The sequence below is a fragment of the Streptococcus bouchesdurhonensis genome (assembly GCF_948472335.1).
The window spans coordinates 27,332-45,693 of the sequence record NZ_CAOKTW010000011.1 but is presented as its reverse complement, the minus strand read 5'-3'; the positions used below and the strand labels follow the sequence as shown (position 1 = coordinate 45,693).

The following is an 18,362-nucleotide window of genomic DNA, read 5'->3' as shown; positions in this document are numbered from 1 at the left end:
GAATGAAAAAAGAACAAATTCCAAATATCTTAACAATAGGTCGAATTCTCTTTATACCTATTTTTATCTTTATTTTAACAGTAGGAAATTCGATAGAGAGTCATATGGTAGCAGCTATTATCTTTGCTATTGCCAGTATTACAGACTATTTAGATGGATATTTAGCTCGTAAATGGAATGTGGTTAGTAATTTTGGTAAATTTGCAGATCCTATGGCGGATAAGCTACTAGTTATGTCGGCTTTTATTATGCTGATTGAGTTAGGAATGGCTCCAGCTTGGATTGTTGCAGTGATTATCTGTCGTGAGTTGGCTGTGACAGGTTTAAGACTTTTATTAGTTGAAACTGGTGGAACAGTTTTAGCAGCAGCAATGCCTGGAAAAATTAAAACTTTTAGTCAGATGTTTGCCATTATTTTCTTGCTATTACATTGGACTTTGCTTGGTCAAGTTCTACTTTATGTAGCCTTGTTTTTCACTATCTACTCTGGCTATGATTATTTCAAGGGTAGTGCCTATGTATTTAAAGGGACATTTGGTTCGAAATGAAATCAGTAATTGATGTAAAAAATCTTTCTTTTCGCTATAAGGAAAGTCAGGAATATTACGATGTGAAGGATATTACGTTTCACGTGAAACGTGGAGAATGGCTTTCGATTGTAGGGCATAATGGTAGTGGTAAATCAACGACGGTTCGCTTAATTGATGGCTTACTGGAAGCAGAATCCGGAGAGATTGTAATTGATGGCCAACGGCTGACTGAGGAAAATGTTTGGAATATACGTCGTCAAATCGGTATGGTTTTTCAAAATCCAGACAATCAATTTGTTGGAGCGACTGTTGAAGATGATGTTGCCTTTGGTTTGGAAAATCAGGGACTTTCTCGTCAAGAAATGAAAAAGAGAGTGGAAGAAGCTCTGGATTTGGTTGGCATGTTGGACTTTAAAAAGAGAGAGCCAGCGCGTCTATCAGGTGGCCAAAAGCAACGTGTGGCTATTGCAGGTGTTGTAGCCCTAAGACCAGCTATTTTAATCTTAGATGAAGCAACGAGTATGTTGGATCCTGAGGGACGTAGAGAACTGATTGAGACAGTAAAAGGAATTCGGAAAGACTATGATATGACGGTCATTTCCATTACACATGATTTGGAAGAAGTTGCCATGAGTGATCGTGTGTTGATCATGAAAAAAGGGTCAATTGAATCAACTAGTAGTCCAAGGGAGCTTTTCTCTCGAAATGATTTGGATCAAATTGGATTAGACGATCCTTTTGCTAATCAATTAAAACATTCTTTGAGCCAGAATGGCTATGATTTGCCTGAAAATTATTTGACAGAAAGTGAGCTAGAGGATAAACTATGGGAATTGCTCTAGAAAATGTGAGTTTTACGTATCAAGAAGGAACTCCCTTAGCTTCAACAGCTTTGTCGGATGTTTCCTTGACGATTGAAGATGGTTCTTATACGGCCTTAATTGGCCACACAGGTAGCGGCAAATCAACTATTTTACAACTATTAGATGGTTTATTGGTGCCAAGCCAAGGAAGTGTACGAGTTTTTGATACCTTAATCACCTCGACTTCTAAAAACAAAGATATTCGTCAAATTAGAAAACAGGTTGGCTTGGTATTTCAGTTTGCTGAAAATCAGATCTTTGAAGAAACGGTTTTGAAAGATGTTGCTTTTGGACCGCAAAATTTTGGAGTTTCTGAAGAAGATGCGGAGCAGATTGCGCGTGAGAAACTGGCTCTGGTTGGAATTGATGAATCACTTTTTGATCGCAGTCCGTTTGAGCTATCAGGTGGACAAATGAGACGTGTGGCCATTGCAGGCATACTTGCCATGGAACCAGCCATATTAGTCTTAGATGAGCCCACAGCAGGCCTAGATCCCCTGGGAAGAAAAGAGCTGATGAATTTATTCAAAAAACTCCACCAGTCAGGGATGACCATTGTTTTGGTAACGCATTTGATGGATGATGTTGCTGAATATGCAAATCAAGTCTATGTGATGGAAAAGGGACGTTTAGTTAAGGGTGGTAAACCAAGTGATGTCTTTCAAGATGTTGTCTTTATGGAAGAAGTGCAGTTGGGAGTACCTAAAATTACATCCTTTTGTAAACGATTGGCTGATAGAGGCGTGTCATTTAAACGATTACCGATTAAGATAGAGGAGTTCAAGGAGTCGCTAAATGGATAGTATGATTTTGGGGCGTTATATCCCAGGGGATTCGATAGTTCACCGATTGGATCCACGCAGCAAATTACTGGCTATGATGCTACTGATTTTGATCGTTTTTTGGGCTAATAATCCCTTGACGAATCTAATTCTTTTTATAGCGACAGGGATATTTATTGCTTTGTCAGGAGTATCTCTTTCATTTTTTATTCAGGGCTTGAAGTCTATGTTTTTCTTGATTGCCTTCACAACTATTTTTCAACTGTTTTTCATTTCTAATGGGAATGTTTTATTTGAGTTTTCGTTTGTGAGAATTACGGATTATGCTTTGCAACAAGCTGGAATTATCTTTTGTCGCTTTGTATTGATTATTTTCTTTTCAACTTTGTTAACCTTAACGACCATGCCCTTAAGTTTGGCATCAGCTGTCGAAGCTCTATTAGCACCTTTAAAGAGTATGAAAGTTCCAGTTCATGAAATTGGATTGATGCTGTCTATGAGTTTGCGTTTTGTCCCAACCTTGATGGATGATACGACGCGGATTATGAATGCACAGAAAGCGCGTGGAGTGGATTTTGGAGAAGGAAGTATTGTTCAAAAGGTGAAGGCTATGATTCCCATTTTGATTCCTCTTTTTGCGACAAGTTTAAAACGTGCGGATTCCTTGGCTATCGCAATGGAAGCGCGTGGTTATCAGGGTGGAAAAGGCAGAAGTCAATATCGACAATTGAAATGGACTCGAAAGGATACGCTGACCATTCTTGTTATTATCATACTTGGTTGTTGCTTATTTTTCTTAAAATCTTAGTAGCTTTCAGGAATTGATAAAAAGTTACTGTAACAGTTTTTGATATAAAGGTAGGGATATGAACCGTTTTAAAAAATCAAAATATGTCATTATTGTTTTTGTCACTGTTCTGCTTGTGTCAGCTCTCTTAGCGACGACTTATTCAAGTACAATTGTGACAAGATTAGGAGATGGAATCTCAGTGGTTGATAGGGTTGTGCAAAAACCTTTTCAGTGGTTTGATTCTGTCAAATCAGATTTGGCTCATTTGACACGCACTTATAATGAAAATGAAAGTTTGAAGAAACAGATTTACCAATTAGAAGTTAAATCAAATGAGGCGGAAAGTTTAAAGATGGAAAATGAACAACTGCGCCAATTGCTTGATATGAAGTCCAAATTGCAAGCTACAAAGACTTTGGCAGCAGATGTTATTATGCGTTCTCCAGTATCTTGGAAGCAGGAGTTGACCTTAGATGCAGGCAAATCAAAAGGGGCTTCTGAGAATATGTTAGCAATTGCAAATGGTGGCTTGATTGGGAGTGTCTCAAAAGTAGAGGAGAACTCTACCATGGTCAACCTTCTGACAAATACGGAAAATGCTGATAAGATTTCTGTTAAAATTCAACATGGTTCTACTACAATTTATGGGATTATCGTTGGCTATGACAAGGAAAATGAAGTTCTAAAAATTAGTCAATTAAATAGTAGTAGCGATATTAGTGCGGGAGATAAGGTGATCACTGGTGGATTAGGAAACTTTAACGTTGCTGATATTCCTGTTGGTGAAGTGGTTGCCACAACGCATAGTACGGACTATTTGACACGAGAAGTAACTGTTAAATTGAGTGCAGATACTCATAATGTGAGTGTGATAGAATTAGTGGGGAATTCATAATGAGACAGTTGAAGCGAGTTGGAGTATTTTTATTGCTTCCTTTCTTTGTTCTAATTGATGCCCATATTAGTCAGCTTTTGGGCTCATTATTTCCCCATGTACAGTTGGCTAGTCATTTTCTATTTTTGTTTCTCTTATTTGAGACGATTGAAGTATCAGAGTACTTCTACTTAGCTTATTGTTTTGTAGTGGGTTTGGTCTATGACATCTACTTTTTCCACTTGATAGGGATTGCGACTTTGTTATTCGTCTTATTGGGGGCATTTCTCCATAAATTTAATAGCGTTATTTTATTGAATCGTTGGACGAGAATGTTGGCAATTATTGTCATGACTTTTCTATTTGAGATGGGAGCTTATATACTTGCAATAGTGGTAGGTTTAACTGTGGATAGTATGTCTTTATTTATAGTCTATAGTTTAGTACCATCAATGATTTTGAACCTTATGTGGATGATTATCTTTCAGTTTATTTTTGAAAAATTTTATCTATAAGAAAGAAATAAAAATGTAACAAAGGCGTAATATTCATTAGGCCTTTTTTTGGTATACTAGTAATGTCTTTAAAAGAAGGAGTATCTACGTAATATGAAGAAAAAAATCTTAGCGTCACTTTTATTAAGTACAGTAATGGTTTCTCAAGTAGCTGTTTTAACAACTGCGCATGCAGAAACTACTGATGACAAAATTGCTGCTCAAGATAATAAAATTAGTAACTTAACAGCACAACAACAAGAAGCACAAAAACAAGTTGATCAAGTTCAGGAGCAAGTATCTGCTATTCAAACAGAGCAATCAAACTTGCAATCTGAAAATGATAGACTACAAGCAGAATCTAAAAAGCTTGAGGGTGAAATTACAGAACTTTCTAAGAATATTGTATCTCGCAATGATTCATTACAAAAACAAGCTCGTAGTGCTCAAACAAATGGAGCTGCAACAAATTACATCAATACAATTGTAAACTCAAAATCAATTACAGAAGCTATTTCACGTGTTGCTGCAATGAGTGAAATCGTATCTGCAAACAACAAGATGTTGGAACAACAAAAAGCAGATAAAAAAGCTATTTCTGAAAAACAAGTAGCAAACAATGATGCAATTAATACAGTTATTGCAAATCAGCAAAAACTAGCTGATGATGCTCAATCATTAACTACAAAACAAGCTGAGTTGAAAGCTGCAGAATTGAATCTTGCTGCTGAAAAGGCTACTGCAGAGGATGAAAAAGCAAGTTTACTTGAGAAAAAAGCTGCAGCAGAAGCAGAAGCTAAAGCAGCTGCAGAAGCAGAAGCAGCTTATAAAGCTAAACAAGCAAGTCAACAACAAACAGTAGTTGCTTCTGGAAATACAACTTTTACAGCACAGGTTCAAGCAGTATCTACTACTTCTTCATCAAGTTCATCTGAGTCAAGTTCGTCTGAATCATCTTCAAGCAGTGCTTCAACAGAATCAACAAGCTACACTCCTGCTCCAGTGACACATCATCCAACATATAGTACAAATGCTTCAAGTTATCCAACTGGTGAGTGTACATGGGGAGCTAAAACATTGGCGCCTTGGGCTGGAGATTACTGGGGTAATGGAGCACAGTGGGCTACAAGTGCAGCTGCAGCAGGATTCCGTACAGGATCTACACCTCAAGTTGGTGCCATTGCATGTTGGAATGATGGTGGATATGGACACGTAGCCGTGGTTACAGCTGTTTCATCATCAACAAGTATCCAAGTATCTGAATCAAACTATGGTGGAAACCGTACAATCGGAAATAAACGTGGATGGTTCAATCCTACTACGACTTCAGAAGGTTTTGTAACATATATCTATCCAAACTAATGAATAAAACGAAGAGGCTCGATTTGAGTCTCTTTTATGATTCATATAGTTACCTTACTTTAAAAATCTGCTAAAATCACTTGAAAATATTGAAAAAGTATGGTAAAATGAAACTTGTCGTGTGAACGATAATACTCATTCTTGATGAATTGTGAAACAGTTGCCTTTGGGTCGTTTTGCGAGTTGAAGTCAAGAAGAGGAAAAAAACAAAAAGGAGAAATACTCATGGCAGTAATTTCAATGAAACAACTTCTTGAGGCTGGTGTACACTTTGGTCACCAAACTCGTCGCTGGAACCCTAAGATGGCTAAGTACATCTTCACTGAGCGTAACGGAATCCACGTTATCGACTTGCAACAAACTGTAAAATACGCTGACCAAGCTTACGATTTCATGCGTGATGCAGCAGCTAACGATGCAGTTGTATTGTTTGTTGGTACTAAGAAACAAGCAGCTGATGCAGTTGCTGAAGAAGCAGTACGTTCAGGTCAATACTTCATCAACCACCGTTGGTTGGGTGGAACTCTTACAAACTGGGGAACAATCCAAAAACGTATCGCTCGTTTGAAAGAAATCAAACGTATGGAAGAAGATGGAACTTTCGAAGTTCTTCCTAAGAAAGAAGTTGCACTTCTTAACAAACAACGTGCACGTCTTGAAAAATTCTTGGGTGGTATCGAAGATATGCCTCGTATCCCAGATGTTATGTACGTAGTTGACCCACATAAAGAGCAAATTGCTGTTAAAGAAGCTAAGAAATTGGGAATCCCAGTTGTAGCCATGGTTGACACAAACACTGATCCAGATGATATCGATGTAATCATTCCAGCTAACGATGATGCTATCCGCGCTGTTAAATTGATCACAGCTAAATTGGCTGACGCTATCATCGAAGGACGTCAAGGTGAAGATGCAGCAGCAGTTGAAGCAGAATTTGCAGCTTCAGAAGCTCAAGCAGATTCAATTGAAGAAATCGTTGAAGTTGTAGAAGGCGACAACGCTTAATTCATATAATTAGTAATTACCTAGGAGGGCGGGGCTTAGCCCGGCTCTCCTATTTTTAAAAAATATAGGAGAATCAAAATGGCAGAAATTACAGCTAAACTTGTAAAAGAGTTGCGTGAAAAATCTGGTGCCGGAGTTATGGACGCTAAAAAAGCGCTTGTAGAAACAGACGGTGACATCGAAAAAGCGATTGAATTGCTTCGTGAAAAAGGTATGGCTAAGGCAGCTAAGAAAGCTGACCGTGTTGCTGCAGAAGGTTTGACTGGTGTTTATGTTGACGGTAACATTGCAGCAGTTGTTGAAGTAAATGCTGAAACTGACTTCGTTGCGAAAAACGCTCAATTTGTTGAGTTAGTAAACGCAACAGCTAAAGCAATCGTTGAAGGAAAACCAGCTAACAACGAAGAAGCTCTTGCTTTGACAATGCCTTCAGGTGAAACTCTTGAAGCTGCATACGTATCTGCAACAGCAACTATCGGAGAAAAAATCTCATTCCGTCGCTTTGCATTGATTGAAAAAACAGACGCACAACACTTTGGAGCTTACCAACATAACGGTGGACGTATCGGTGTTATCTCTGTAATCGAAGGTGGAGACGAAGCACTTGCTAAACAAATTTCAATGCACATCGCAGCGATGAAACCAACAGTTCTTTCATACAAAGAATTGGATGAGCAATTTGTTAAAGATGAGTTGGCACAATTGAACCACGTTATCGACCAAGATAACGAAAGTCGTGCAATGGTTAACAAACCAGCTCTTCCACACTTGAAGTATGGATCAAAAGCACAATTGACTGATGAAGTGATTGCTCAAGCTGAAGCTGACATCAAAGCTGAGTTGGCTGCAGAAGGCAAACCAGAAAAAATCTGGGACAAAATTATCCCAGGTAAAATGGATCGCTTCATGCTTGACAACACTAAAGTTGACCAAGCTTATACACTTCTTGCACAAGTTTACATCATGGATGACAGCAAGACAGTTGAAGCATACCTTGAATCAGTTAACGCTTCAGTAGTTGAGTTCGCTCGCTTTGAAGTTGGTGAAGGTATTGAGAAAGCTGCAAACGACTTTGAAGCTGAAGTTGCAGCTACAATGGCAGCAGCCTTGAATAACTAATTATAGAAAGGAAGTAAATTTGCTTCCTTTTTTCTATGCAGTCGATCCTTATAGGGAGAGCTTCCTATTTTCAAGGTAAAAATAAAAAGCCCTATAATAAGGGCCAATTGTATTTAGGAGACTAAACTTCAAATTCATAGAGTGCTGTAGAGAGATAACGTTCACCGTTATCTGGTGCTAGAGCAAGGATTTTTTTACCTGTACCTAATTTTTTGGCAATCTCGATGGCTCCGTAGATAGCTGCAGCTGAGGAAATCCCTACAAGGAAGCCTTCTTTTCCACCAATTTCACGTCCGAGTGCAAGAGCATCATCTGATGTTACACGAACGATACCATCATAGGCTTTAGTATCAAGTGTATCAGGAATAAATCCAGCTGAGATACCTTGAATTTTGTGAGGACCAGGTTTTTCACCAGATAGAATAGCAGATTCATCAGCTTCCACTGCATAAACTTGAATGTTTGAATTTGCTGATTTGAGTGCATGAGAAACACCAGAAATCGTTCCACCGGTACCCACTCCAGCAACAAAGGCATCTAGTCCATCTTTACCGAAAGCAGCTAGTATTTCAGCTCCTGTTGTTCTTTCGTGTACTTCTGGATTAGCTGGATTGTCAAATTGAAGAGGAAGGAAGCCATCACGTTCAGCAGCGATTTCTTGAGCCTTAGCAATAGCACCCTTCATTCCTTCGCTACCAGGCGTAAGGACGAGTTCAGCACCATAGGCTTGGATAATCTTACGGCGTTCTACACTCATAGTTTCAGGCATAACGATGACAACTTTATACCCTTTAGCAGCCCCTACCCATGAAAGTCCAATACCAGTGTTTCCACTTGTTGCTTCAACAATAGTAGAACCAGGTTTCAGAATACCATCTTGTTCAGCTTTTTCAATCATGCTAAGGGCAATACGGTCTTTTACAGATGAACCAGGATTAAATGCTTCAAGTTTTACATAGACATCTGCAGCACCTTCTGGCACAATGTTGTTGAGTCTAACAATCGGTGTTTGACCGACTAGTTCAGTAATGTTGTTATAAATAGACATATGAATACCTCTTTGTATAAGATATTTCTAGTATAACGCTATCTATACCATTTGTAAAATATAGAAATCCTATCGAAGTGATAGGATTTTTTTATATCACAGGTCTAAGCCATTAATTTTTAAGCGATTGTGTTCAGCTAATTCTAGTAAATAGGTGTAAAGGAAAACGATATCAGGTTTCGTTTGAATTGCTTCATTTTCTAGTATATTTTGGTACGCATCTTTTTATTTTGCTAATTAAAGTAGCGGTGGAAATATCAGTGAAACACTGTATTATCTATTGTTTACACTAGGTTTACAGGAACCTCAACTTCGCGTAAACCTTGATCAGTTAAAGTGACTTTTCCATTAAAAAATTCTACCAGTGCAGCTTTAATAGTTTCTTTTTCTTCTTTATCAACATAAATCATCGTATCGACTTGATCTGTAAAGTTTGTATCCAGCTCCATGAGATTATGTTCTTTAAGAAAGTTACTGTACTCTTGGTACTGAGCATAAGACATTTGAATAGCAATGCCCGCCTGTTCCTTTATTTCAATGATGCCAATTTCTTTGACAGCTAAGGCGACACTGCTTAAGCGTAAGCACGAATTAGTCCTCCAGCGCCTAGTTTAATACCACCAAAGTAGCGTGTCACAACCACACAGACATTGGTGAGATTGTGATTTTCTAGTACCCCAAGCATGGGAACACCAGCAGTACCACTAGGCTCACCATCATCACTTGTACGTTTAATTTCACTACGTTCTCCAATAATAAAGGCAGAGCAGTTATGTGTCGCTTTGTAGTGTTCTTTTTTGATGGCAGTAATGAAGTCACGAGCCTCTTCTTCGCTATAAAACGCTTGGCATGGCAGATAAAGCGAGATTTTTTGATTTCTTCTTGGACTTGACCGTCCTCTTTAATTGTTCTAAATTCCATGATTTAATTGTACTAAAAAATCATCTAAAGCGCTAGGTTTTTACGAATAAAGAAGTATGAAAGTAAATCCAAATTATCTCGGTCGTTTGTTTACTGAGAATGAATTAACTAAAGAGGAACGTCAGTTGGCGGAGAAACTTCCAGCAATGAGAAAGGAGAAAGGGAAACTTTTCTGTCAACGTTGTGATAGTGCTATTTTAGATGAATGGTATTTGCCCATCGGTGCTTACTATTGTAGGGAGTGTTTACTGATGAAGCGATTCAGGAGTGATCAAGCTTTATACTATTTTCCGCAGGAGGATTTTCCGAAGCAAGATGTTCTTAAATGGAGTGGTCAATTAACTCCTTTTCAAGAGAAGGTATCACAGGGACTGATTCGAGCAGTAGACAAGCAGGAGCCAACCTTGGTTCACGCTGTAACAGGAGCTGGAAAGACAGAAATGATTTATCAAGTAGTGGCCAAAGTGATTGATGAAGGTGGTGCAGTATGTTTGGCCAGCCCTCGCATAGATGTTTGTTTGGAGCTATACAAGCGCCTGCAAGATGATTTTGCTTGCGAGATATCTTTACTACACGGAGAATCAGAGCCGTATTTTCGAACACCACTAGTTGTTGCGACGACCCATCAGTTATTGAAGTTTTATCAAGCTTTTGATTTGCTGATAGTGGATGAAGTAGATGCCTTTCCTTATGTTGACAATCCCACGCTTTACCATGCTGTCAAGAATAGTGTAAAGGAGAATGGATTGAGAATCTTTTTAACAGCGACTTCGACAGATGAGTTAGATAGGAAAGTCCGTTTAGGAGAACTAAAAAGATTGAGCTTACCGAGACGGTTTCATGGAAATCCGTTGATTATTCCAAAACCAATTTGGTTATCGGATTTTAATCGCTACTTAGATAAGAAGTGTTTGTCGCCAAAGTTAAAGTCCTATATTGATAAGCAGAGAAAGACAGGTTATCCGTTACTTATTTTTGCTTCAGAAATTAAGAAAGGGGAGCAGTTAAAAGAAATCTTACAGGAGCAATTTCCAAATGAGAAAATTGGCTTTGTATCTTCTGTAACAGAGGATCGATTAGAGCAAGTACAAGCTTTTCGAGATGGGGAGCTGACAATACTTATCAGTACGACAATCTTGGAGCGTGGAGTTACATTCCCTTGTGTGGATGTTTTCGTAGTAGAGGCCAATCATCGTTTGTTTACCAAGTCTAGTTTGATTCAAATTGGTGGACGAGTTGGACGAAGTATGGATAGACCGACAGGAGATTTGCTTTTCTTCCATGATGGGTTAAATGCTTCAATTAAGAAGGCGATTAAGGAAATTCAGATGATGAATAAGGAGGCTGGTCTATGAAGTGCTTGTTATGTGAGCAGACTATGAAGACTGTTTTAACTTTTAGTAGTCTCTTACTTCTGAAGAATGATGCCTCCTGTCTTTGTTTAGATTGTGATTCTACTTTTGAGAGGATTGGAGAAGAGCACTGTCCAAACTGTATGAAAATAGGATTGTCAACAAAGTGTCAAGGTTGTCAATTTTGGTGTAAAGAAGGAGTTGAAGTCAGTCATAGAGCGATTTTTACTTACAATCAAGCTATGAAGGATTTTTTCAGTCGGTATAAGTTTGATGGAGACTTCCTTTTAAGAAAAGTGTTTGCTTCAGTTTTAAGTGAGGAGTTAAAAAAGTACAAAGAGTATCAATTTGTAGTCATTCCCCTAAGTCCTGATAGATATGTTAACAGAGGATTTAATCAGGTTGAGGGCTTGGTAGAGGCAGCAGGTTTTTCGTATCTGGATTTACTAGGGAAAAGAGAAGAGAGAGCCAGTTCTTCTAAAAATCGTTCAGAACGCTTGGGGACAGAACTTCCTTTCTTTATAAAAAGTGGAGTCACTATTCCTAAAAAAATCCTACTTATAGATGATATCTATACTACAGGAGCAACTATAAATCGTGTCAAGAAACTGTTGGAAGAAGCTGGTGCTAAGGATGTAAAAACATTTTCCCTTGTAAGATGAGGAAAAAATTTGCAAAAATAGAATGAAAGCGTTATAATAAAATCATAAAAACAAAAATGTTTAGAAAGAAGGTACTCATATGATTAAATATAGTATACGTGGTGAAAACCTAGAAGTAACAGAAGCAATTCGTGATTATGTAGTTTCTAAACTCGAAAAGATCGAAAAGTATTTTCAAGCTGAACAAGAGTTGGATGCTCGAGTTAACTTGAAGGTGTATCGTGAAAAAACTGCTAAAGTGGAAGTAACGATTCCGCTTGGCTCTATTACTCTTCGTGCAGAAGATGTATCTCAAGATATGTATGGTTCAATTGACCTTGTAACTGATAAAATTGAACGTCAGATTCGTAAAAATAAAACAAAAATCGAGCGTAAAAATAAAAATAAGGTAGCAACTGGTCAATTATTTACAGATGCTTTGGTGGAAGATTCAAATGTTGTCCAGTCTAAAGTTGTTCGTTCAAAACAAATTGATTTAAAACCAATGGATTTGGAAGAAGCAATTCTACAAATGGATTTATTGGGGCATGATTTCTTTATCTATGTGGATGTTGAAGATCAGACAACCAATGTGATTTATCGTCGTGAGGATGGCGAAATTGGTTTGTTAGAGGTTAAAGAATCTTAATTTCAATATGTGTAAAGGTAGGTTTACTGAATTGTAAACTACCTTTTTCTTATAATTGATAGAATTACTGATTACACTTTTAAAAAGTCGCTTTTTGAGGGGTATTATGGTATAATGGGTGCCAAGAGGTTTTGAATGAAAAAATTTTATGTAAGTCCAATTTTTCCTATTCTAGTAGGATTGATTGCGTTTGGAGTCTTATCCACTTTCATTATTTTTGTTAATAATAATCTGTTGACGGTTTTCATTTTGTTTCTTTTTGTAGGAGGCTATGTTTTTTTATTTAAGAAACTGAGAGTGCATTATACAAGGAGTGATGTAGAACAGATACAGTATGTAAACCACCAAGCGGAAGAAAGTTTGACATCTCTATTGGAACAGATGCCTGTAGGTGTTATGAAATTGAATTTATCTTCTGGAGAGGTTGAGTGGTTTAATCCCTATGCTGAATTGATTTTGACCAAGGAAGATGGCGATTTTGATTTAGAAGCTGTTCAAACGATTATCAAGGATTCAGTAGGAAATCCGTCTACTTATGCTAAGCTGGGTGAGAAGCGTTATGCTGTTCATATGGATTCTTCTTGGGTTTTTGTATTTTGTAGATGTATCCAGGGAGCAAGCCATAACAGATGAATTAGTAACGAGTCGACCAGTGATTGGAGTTGTGTCTGTGGATAATTATGATGATTTGGAGGATGCAACTTCTGAGTCAGATATTAGTCAAATCAATAGTTTTGTAGCTAATTTTATATCAGAGTTTTCAGAAAAATACATGATGTTTTCTCGTCGGGTAAGTATGGATCGATTTTATCTATTTACTGACTATACGGTGCTTGAGGGCTTGATGAATGATAAATTTTCTGTTATTGATGCTTTCAGAGAAGAGTCGAAACAGAGGCAGTTGCCCTTGACCTTAAGTATGGGATTTTCTTATGGCGATGGAAATCATGATGAAATAGGGAAAGTTGCTTTGCTCAACTTGAACTTGGCTGAAGTACGTGGTGGCGACCAGGTGGTTGTCAAGGAGAATGATGAAACGAAAAATCCAGTCTACTTTGGCGGTGGGTCGGCTGCGTCCATCAAGCGCACTCGTACCCGTACTCGATCAATGATGACAGCCATATCTGATAAGATTCGTAGTGTGGATCAAGTGTTTGTAGTTGGGCATAGAAATTTAGATATGGATGCTTTGGGCTCTGCTGTAGGTATGCAGTTGTTCGCCAGCAATGTGATTGAAAATAGCTATGCTCTTTATGACGAAGAACAAATGTCTCCAGATATTGAACGAGCTGTTTCATTCTTAGAAAAGGAGTTACGAAGTTGTTGTCTGTTAAGGATGCAATGGGGATGGTGACCAATCGTTCTTTGTTGATTCTTGTAGACCATTCAAAGACAGCCTTAACATTATCAAAAGAATTTTATGATTTATTTACCCAAACCATTGTTATTGACCACCACAGAAGGGATCAGGATTTTCCAGATAATGCAGTTATCACTTATATCGAAAGTGGTGCAAGTAGTGCCAGTGAGTTGGTAACGGAATTGATTCAGTTCCAAAATTCTAAGAAAAATCGTTTGAGTCGTATGCAAGCAAGTGTCTTGATGGCTGGTATGATGTTGGATACTAAAAATTTCACCTCACGAGTGACTAGTCGGACATTTGATGTTGCTAGCTATCTCAGAACGCGCGGAAGTGATAGTATTGCTATCCAAGAAATCGCTGCGACAGATTTTGAAGAATATCGTGAGGTCAATGAACTGATTTTACAGGGGCGTAAATTAGGTTCAGATGTACTAATAGCAGAGGCTAAGGACACGAAATGCTATGATACAGTTGTTATTAGTAAGGCAGCAGATGCCCTATTAGCTATGTCAGGTATTGAAGCGAGTTTTGTTCTTGCGAAAAATACACAAGGCTTTATATCCATCTCAGCTCGGAGTCGTAGTAAACTGAATGTGCAACGGATTATGGAAGAGTTAGGCGGTGGAGGTCACTTTAATTTGGCAGCAGCTCAAATTAAAGATTTAACCTTGTCAGAAGCAGGTGAAAAACTGACAGAAATTGTATTAAATGAAATAAAGGAAAAGGAGAAAGAAGAATGAAAGTAATCTTTTTAGCAGATGTTAAAGGAAAAGGTAAAAAAGGCGAAATTAAGGAAGTACCAACAGGGTATGCGCAAAACTTTCTTATCAAAAAGAACCTAGCAAAAGAAGCGACTGCTCAAGCTGTAGGTGAACTTCGTGGTAAACAAAAATCTGAAGAGAAAGCTCACGCTGAGATGATTGCAGAAGCAAAAGCAATTAAAGCCCAGCTTGAAGCAGAAGAAACGGTTGTAGAATTTGTTGAAAAAGTTGGTCCAGATGGTCGTACCTTTGGTTCTATTACCAATAAGAAGATTGCAGAAGAATTGCAAAAGCAATTTGGAATTAAGATTGATAAACGTCATATTCAAGTACAAGCTCCGATTCGAGCGGTTGGTTTGATTGATGTGCCAGTGAAAATCTATCAAGATATCACAAGTGTAATCAATCTTCGTGTGAAAGAAGGATAAGTTTACACCTTCTTGACAAGATTGTAAAAGGAAGGGAAGTCTGATGGCAGAAGTAGAAGAGTTACGAGTACAACCTCAAGATATCTTAGCTGAGCAATCTGTTTTGGGGGCTATCTTTATTGATGAGAGTAAACTTGTTTTTGTGCGAGAATACATTGAGTCTCGGGACTTTTTTAAGTATGCCCATCGTTTGATTTTCCAAGCCATGGTCGATTTATCCGATCGTGGTGATGCCATAGATGCAACAACGGTTCGCACCATTCTTGATAATCAAGGGGATTTACAGAATATTGGTGGCCTGTCTTACCTAGTTGAGATTGTCAATTCTGTGCCAACTTCTGCTAATGCGGAGTATTATGCTAAAATCGTTGCAGAAAAGGCTATGTTACGGCGATTAATCGCTAAGTTGACAGAGTCTGTCAACCAAGCTTACGAAGCGTCGCAACCAGCTGATGAAATCATTGCTCAGGCAGAAAAAGGCCTGATTGATGTCAGTGAAAATGCTAATCGAAGCGGGTTTAAGAACATTCGAGATGTGTTGAATGTCAACTTTGGAAATCTGGAAGCTCGCTCGCAACAAACGACCGATATTACAGGTATTGCGACAGGTTATCGTGATTTGGATCATATGACGACTGGTCTACACGAGGAGGAGTTGATTATTCTAGCAGCTCGTCCTACGGTTGGTAAGACAGCTTTTGCCTTGAATATCGCTCAGAATATTGGGACTAAGTTGGACAAAACGGTTGCTATCTTTTCGCTGGAAATGGGTGCGGAAAGTCTAGTCGATCGTATGTTAGCGGCAGAAGGGTTGGTTGAGTCGCATTCTATCCGTACAGGTCAATTGACCGATGAGGAGTGGCAAAAATATACCATTGCTCAAGGGAACCTAGCAAACGCAAGTATCTATATCGATGATACGCCAGGGATTCGAATTACAGAGATTCGTTCTCGTTCTCGTAAACTGGCTCAAGAAACGGGCAATCTAGGTTTGATTTTGATAGATTACTTGCAGCTTATCACGGGAACTGGGCGAGAAAACCGCCAACAAGAAGTTTCAGAAATTTCACGTCAGTTGAAAATCCTAGCCAAGGAACTGAAGGTTCCAGTAATCGCTCTGAGTCAGTTGTCTCGTGGTGTAGAACAACGTCAGGATAAAAGACCAGTCTTGTCTGATATTCGTGAATCTGGGTCTATCGAGCAGGACGCTGATATCGTAGCCTTTCTTTATCGCGACGATTACTATGAGCGTGGTGGTGAAGAAGAGGAAGGCATACCAAATAATAAGGTGGAAGTTATTATCGAGAAAAACCGTAGTGGAGCTCGTGGAACTGTGGAATTGATTTTCCAAAAAGAATACAATAAATTTTCAAGTATCTCAAAGAGGGAGGCATAAGATGTCAGATGCATTTACAGATGTAGCCAAGATGAAAAAAATCAAAGAGGAAATCAAGGCGCATGAGGGTCATGTAATTGAAATGACTTTGGAAAATGGGCGCAAGCGCCAAAAAAATAGATTGGGTAAGTTAATTGAAGTTTATCCATCCCTATTTATTGTGGAATTTGGGAACGTTGAAGGAGATAAACAAGCTAATGTTTACGTTGAATCCTTTACCTACTCAGATATCCTTACAGAAAAGAATTTGATTCATTATCTGGACTAAAGTGAGAAATTTTCTCACTTTTTCTTTTTTCTCCGAATAGTTTAAGTGAAGGCAATCTTCGATTTATATTATTTTTCAAGGAGGAAGAATGAAAATTTTACCGTTTATAGCAAGAGGGACAAGTTATTACTTGAAGATGTCAGTTAAAAAGCTTGTTTCTTTTTTAGTAGTAGGATTGATGCTAGCAGCGGGTGATAGTGTCTATGCCTACTCTGGAGGGAATGGATCGATTGCGCGTGGAGATGATTATCCTGCTTATTATAAAAATGGGAGCCAGGAGATTGATCAGTGGCGCATGTATTCTCGTCAGTGTACTTCTTTCGCAGCCTTTCGTTTGAGTAATGTCAATGGTTTTGAGATTCCAAGGGCTTATGGAAATGCGAATGAATGGGGGCATCGTGCTCGTCGTGAAGGCTATCGTGTAGATAATACACCGACGATTGGCTCCATTGCTTGGTCTACTGCAGGAACTTATGGGCATGTTGCCTGGGTGTCAAATGTAATGGGAGATCAGATTGAGATCGAGGAATATAACTATGGTTATACAGAAGCCTATAATAAACGAAGTATAAAAGCAAATACGATGACAGGATTTATTCATTTTAAAGATTTGGCTGGTGGCAGTGTTGGGACTAGTCAATCCTTAGCTTCAACAGGGGGCACACATTATTTTAAGACTAAGTCAGCTATCAAAAATCAACCTCTAGCTAGCGCAACTGTGATTGATTACTATTATCCTGGGGAGAAGGTTCATTATGATCAAATTCTCGAAAAAGATGGCTACAAGTGGTTGAGTTATACGGCTTATAACGGAAGTCGTCGTTATATCCAGCTAGAAGGAGTGGCTTCTTCACAGAATTATCAGAACCAATCAGTAAATAGTTCTAATTATAGCTCAAATACTGGATTGACTGTTGGTTGGAAGAAAATAAATGGTAGTTGGTATCATTTCAAATCAAATGGGTCTAAATCAACGGGATGGCTGAAAGATGGTTCTAGCTGGTATTATTTGAAATCATCTTGTGAAATGCAGACAGGCTGGTTAAAGGAAAATGGCTCGTGGTATTATCTGGATAGTTCAGGGGCAATGAAAACAGGCTGGTATCAAGTTTCTGGTAAGTGGTATTATTCTTACTCTTCAGGTGCCCTAGCTGTTAATACGACGGTGGATGGCTACAGAGTAAACAGTGATGGAGAACGAGTGTAGAAAATTGGAGTAGGAAATTTTTCCTGCTCTTTTCTGGTACGACGGGCATGTCGTGCATCTGAGGTGTAAGTCCTCGGTGGGCACCTGCTACTTATGAACCCAATAGCGATTCCCAAGCCTGACTATCGTGAGGTAGCGGATTAAAACGGTCTGGGGATAGACCGTTTTAAGTCTGACGCTGGAAATAAGAATCGTCAGAGGAAGGGATAGTGAAATCGTGGCTCTACGAACAGGAAGGTGATAGTAAGGCGTATATAGCGGATAGGGGGCGCGAAACCTTAAAGTCCAAAAAGGTGGTCGTAACCTATATGCGTAAATCACGAGAGTAATTGAATTCGGACTAAGGTTTGTGTGAAAAAGATAAATCTTTCTAGAGTCTAAAGACTCTGCGTCAGATTTCCTATTTTAACTCTAACCTTTTAACGTCCTCATATCTTGTATAAACGAGGAAAGATGTAGGACTTATCCCGTGAGGTCTCATGAGCTCTGAAAGCGTAGTAACAAGGAAT

17 protein-coding genes and 3 pseudogenes are annotated in these 18,362 nt (G+C 38.6%); 17 read left to right on the top strand and 3 right to left on the bottom strand.

The genetic code is table 11. The annotated features are described in order from the left end of the window. Positions 1-2 precede the first annotated feature (2 nt). The 9 genes from pgsA (at position 3) to tsf (ending at position 7,819) form a co-directional block, all read left to right on the top strand. Positions 3-548 (top strand): CDP-diacylglycerol--glycerol-3-phosphate 3-phosphatidyltransferase, encoded by a 546-nt coding sequence (gene pgsA, locus QMQ21_RS15895; protein ID WP_000712122.1) that lies wholly within the window; start codon positions 3-5, stop codon positions 546-548. Further along, the gene (locus tag QMQ21_RS15890) at positions 545-1,372 is read left to right on the top strand and encodes an energy-coupling factor ABC transporter ATP-binding protein (RefSeq protein ID WP_000843636.1); all 828 of its coding nucleotides are present in this window, start codon (positions 545-547) and stop codon (positions 1,370-1,372) included. Before pgsA ends, QMQ21_RS15890 begins: the two co-directional genes overlap by 4 nt. Continuing rightward, positions 1,357-2,196 (top strand): energy-coupling factor transporter ATPase, encoded by an 840-nt coding sequence (locus QMQ21_RS15885; protein WP_049499102.1) that lies wholly within the window; start codon positions 1,357-1,359, stop codon positions 2,194-2,196. Before QMQ21_RS15890 ends, QMQ21_RS15885 begins: the two co-directional genes overlap by 16 nt. Beyond that, entirely contained in the window at positions 2,189-2,983 is a 795-nt protein-coding gene (locus QMQ21_RS15880) for an energy-coupling factor transporter transmembrane component T family protein (protein WP_000377896.1), read from the top strand. The genes QMQ21_RS15885 and QMQ21_RS15880 overlap by 8 nt, the downstream gene beginning before the upstream one ends. A gap of 58 nt (positions 2,984-3,041) precedes the next feature. Beyond that, the gene (gene mreC, locus QMQ21_RS15875; protein WP_023948193.1) at positions 3,042-3,860 is read left to right on the top strand and encodes a rod shape-determining protein MreC; all 819 of its coding nucleotides are present in this window, start codon (positions 3,042-3,044) and stop codon (positions 3,858-3,860) included. After that, positions 3,860-4,354, top strand: coding sequence for a rod shape-determining protein MreD (mreD, locus tag QMQ21_RS15870; protein WP_033687609.1), 495 nt, complete (start codon positions 3,860-3,862; stop codon positions 4,352-4,354). The genes mreC and mreD overlap by 1 nt, the downstream gene beginning before the upstream one ends. A gap of 93 nt (positions 4,355-4,447) precedes the next feature. Beyond that, the gene (pcsB, locus tag QMQ21_RS15865; RefSeq protein ID WP_284525470.1) at positions 4,448-5,695 is read left to right on the top strand and encodes a peptidoglycan hydrolase PcsB; all 1,248 of its coding nucleotides are present in this window, start codon (positions 4,448-4,450) and stop codon (positions 5,693-5,695) included. Between the two features lie 225 nt (positions 5,696-5,920). Next, on the top strand, positions 5,921-6,700 hold the full coding sequence (gene rpsB, locus QMQ21_RS15860; protein WP_000268459.1) for a 30S ribosomal protein S2: 780 nt from the start codon (positions 5,921-5,923) through the stop codon (positions 6,698-6,700). A gap of 78 nt (positions 6,701-6,778) precedes the next feature. After that, positions 6,779-7,819: a translation elongation factor Ts gene (gene tsf / locus QMQ21_RS15855; RefSeq protein ID WP_023936278.1), complete on the top strand. Its 1,041-nt coding sequence runs from the start codon at positions 6,779-6,781 to the stop codon at positions 7,817-7,819. Between the two features lie 121 nt (positions 7,820-7,940). On the opposite strand, the gene cysK is transcribed toward tsf, so the two are convergent. The 3 genes and pseudogenes from cysK to QMQ21_RS15840 form a co-directional block, all read right to left on the bottom strand. Then, positions 7,941-8,867, bottom strand: coding sequence for a cysteine synthase A (gene cysK / locus QMQ21_RS15850; RefSeq protein WP_023936280.1), 927 nt, complete (start codon positions 8,865-8,867; stop codon positions 7,941-7,943). Positions 8,868-8,963: 96 nt separating this feature from the next. Beyond that, positions 8,964-9,047: pseudogene (locus tag QMQ21_RS15845) on the bottom strand (PH domain-containing protein); the annotation flags it as partial. A gap of 104 nt (positions 9,048-9,151) precedes the next feature. Continuing rightward, positions 9,152-9,788 (bottom strand): annotated as a pseudogene (locus QMQ21_RS15840) (YigZ family protein). A gap of 56 nt (positions 9,789-9,844) precedes the next feature. Here QMQ21_RS15840 and QMQ21_RS15835 point away from each other — a divergent pair. The 8 genes and pseudogenes from QMQ21_RS15835 (at position 9,845) to cbpD (ending at position 17,853) form a co-directional block, all read left to right on the top strand. After that, positions 9,845-11,143, top strand: coding sequence for an ATP-dependent helicase ComFA (locus tag QMQ21_RS15835; protein WP_023936282.1), 1,299 nt, complete (start codon positions 9,845-9,847; stop codon positions 11,141-11,143). Next, a complete protein-coding gene (locus QMQ21_RS15830) occupies positions 11,140-11,802 on the top strand; it encodes a ComF family protein (protein WP_023936284.1) in 663 nt (220 codons plus the stop codon). Before QMQ21_RS15835 ends, QMQ21_RS15830 begins: the two co-directional genes overlap by 4 nt. Before the next feature lie 79 nt (positions 11,803-11,881). Beyond that, positions 11,882-12,430, top strand: a complete 549-nt coding sequence (gene hpf, locus QMQ21_RS15825) for a ribosome hibernation-promoting factor, HPF/YfiA family (RefSeq protein WP_000599099.1) — start codon at positions 11,882-11,884, stop codon at positions 12,428-12,430. 135 nt (positions 12,431-12,565) lie between these two features. Next, positions 12,566-14,533, top strand: a pseudogene (locus QMQ21_RS15820) (GGDEF domain-containing protein). Further along, positions 14,530-14,982, top strand: coding sequence for a 50S ribosomal protein L9 (gene rplI, locus QMQ21_RS15815; protein ID WP_000864214.1), 453 nt, complete (start codon positions 14,530-14,532; stop codon positions 14,980-14,982). The pseudogene QMQ21_RS15820 and the gene rplI overlap by 4 nt, the downstream one beginning before the upstream one ends. Before the next feature lie 43 nt (positions 14,983-15,025). Further along, positions 15,026-16,378, top strand: coding sequence for a replicative DNA helicase (gene dnaB, locus QMQ21_RS15810; RefSeq protein ID WP_261814789.1), 1,353 nt, complete (start codon positions 15,026-15,028; stop codon positions 16,376-16,378). A 1-nt stretch (position 16,379) separates the two neighbouring features. Next, entirely contained in the window at positions 16,380-16,646 is a 267-nt protein-coding gene (locus QMQ21_RS15805; protein ID WP_001278160.1) for a Veg family protein, read from the top strand. 88 nt (positions 16,647-16,734) lie between these two features. Next, on the top strand, positions 16,735-17,853 hold the full coding sequence (cbpD, locus tag QMQ21_RS15800; RefSeq protein WP_261814788.1) for a choline binding-anchored murein hydrolase CbpD: 1,119 nt from the start codon (positions 16,735-16,737) through the stop codon (positions 17,851-17,853). Positions 17,854-18,362 lie beyond the last annotated feature (509 nt).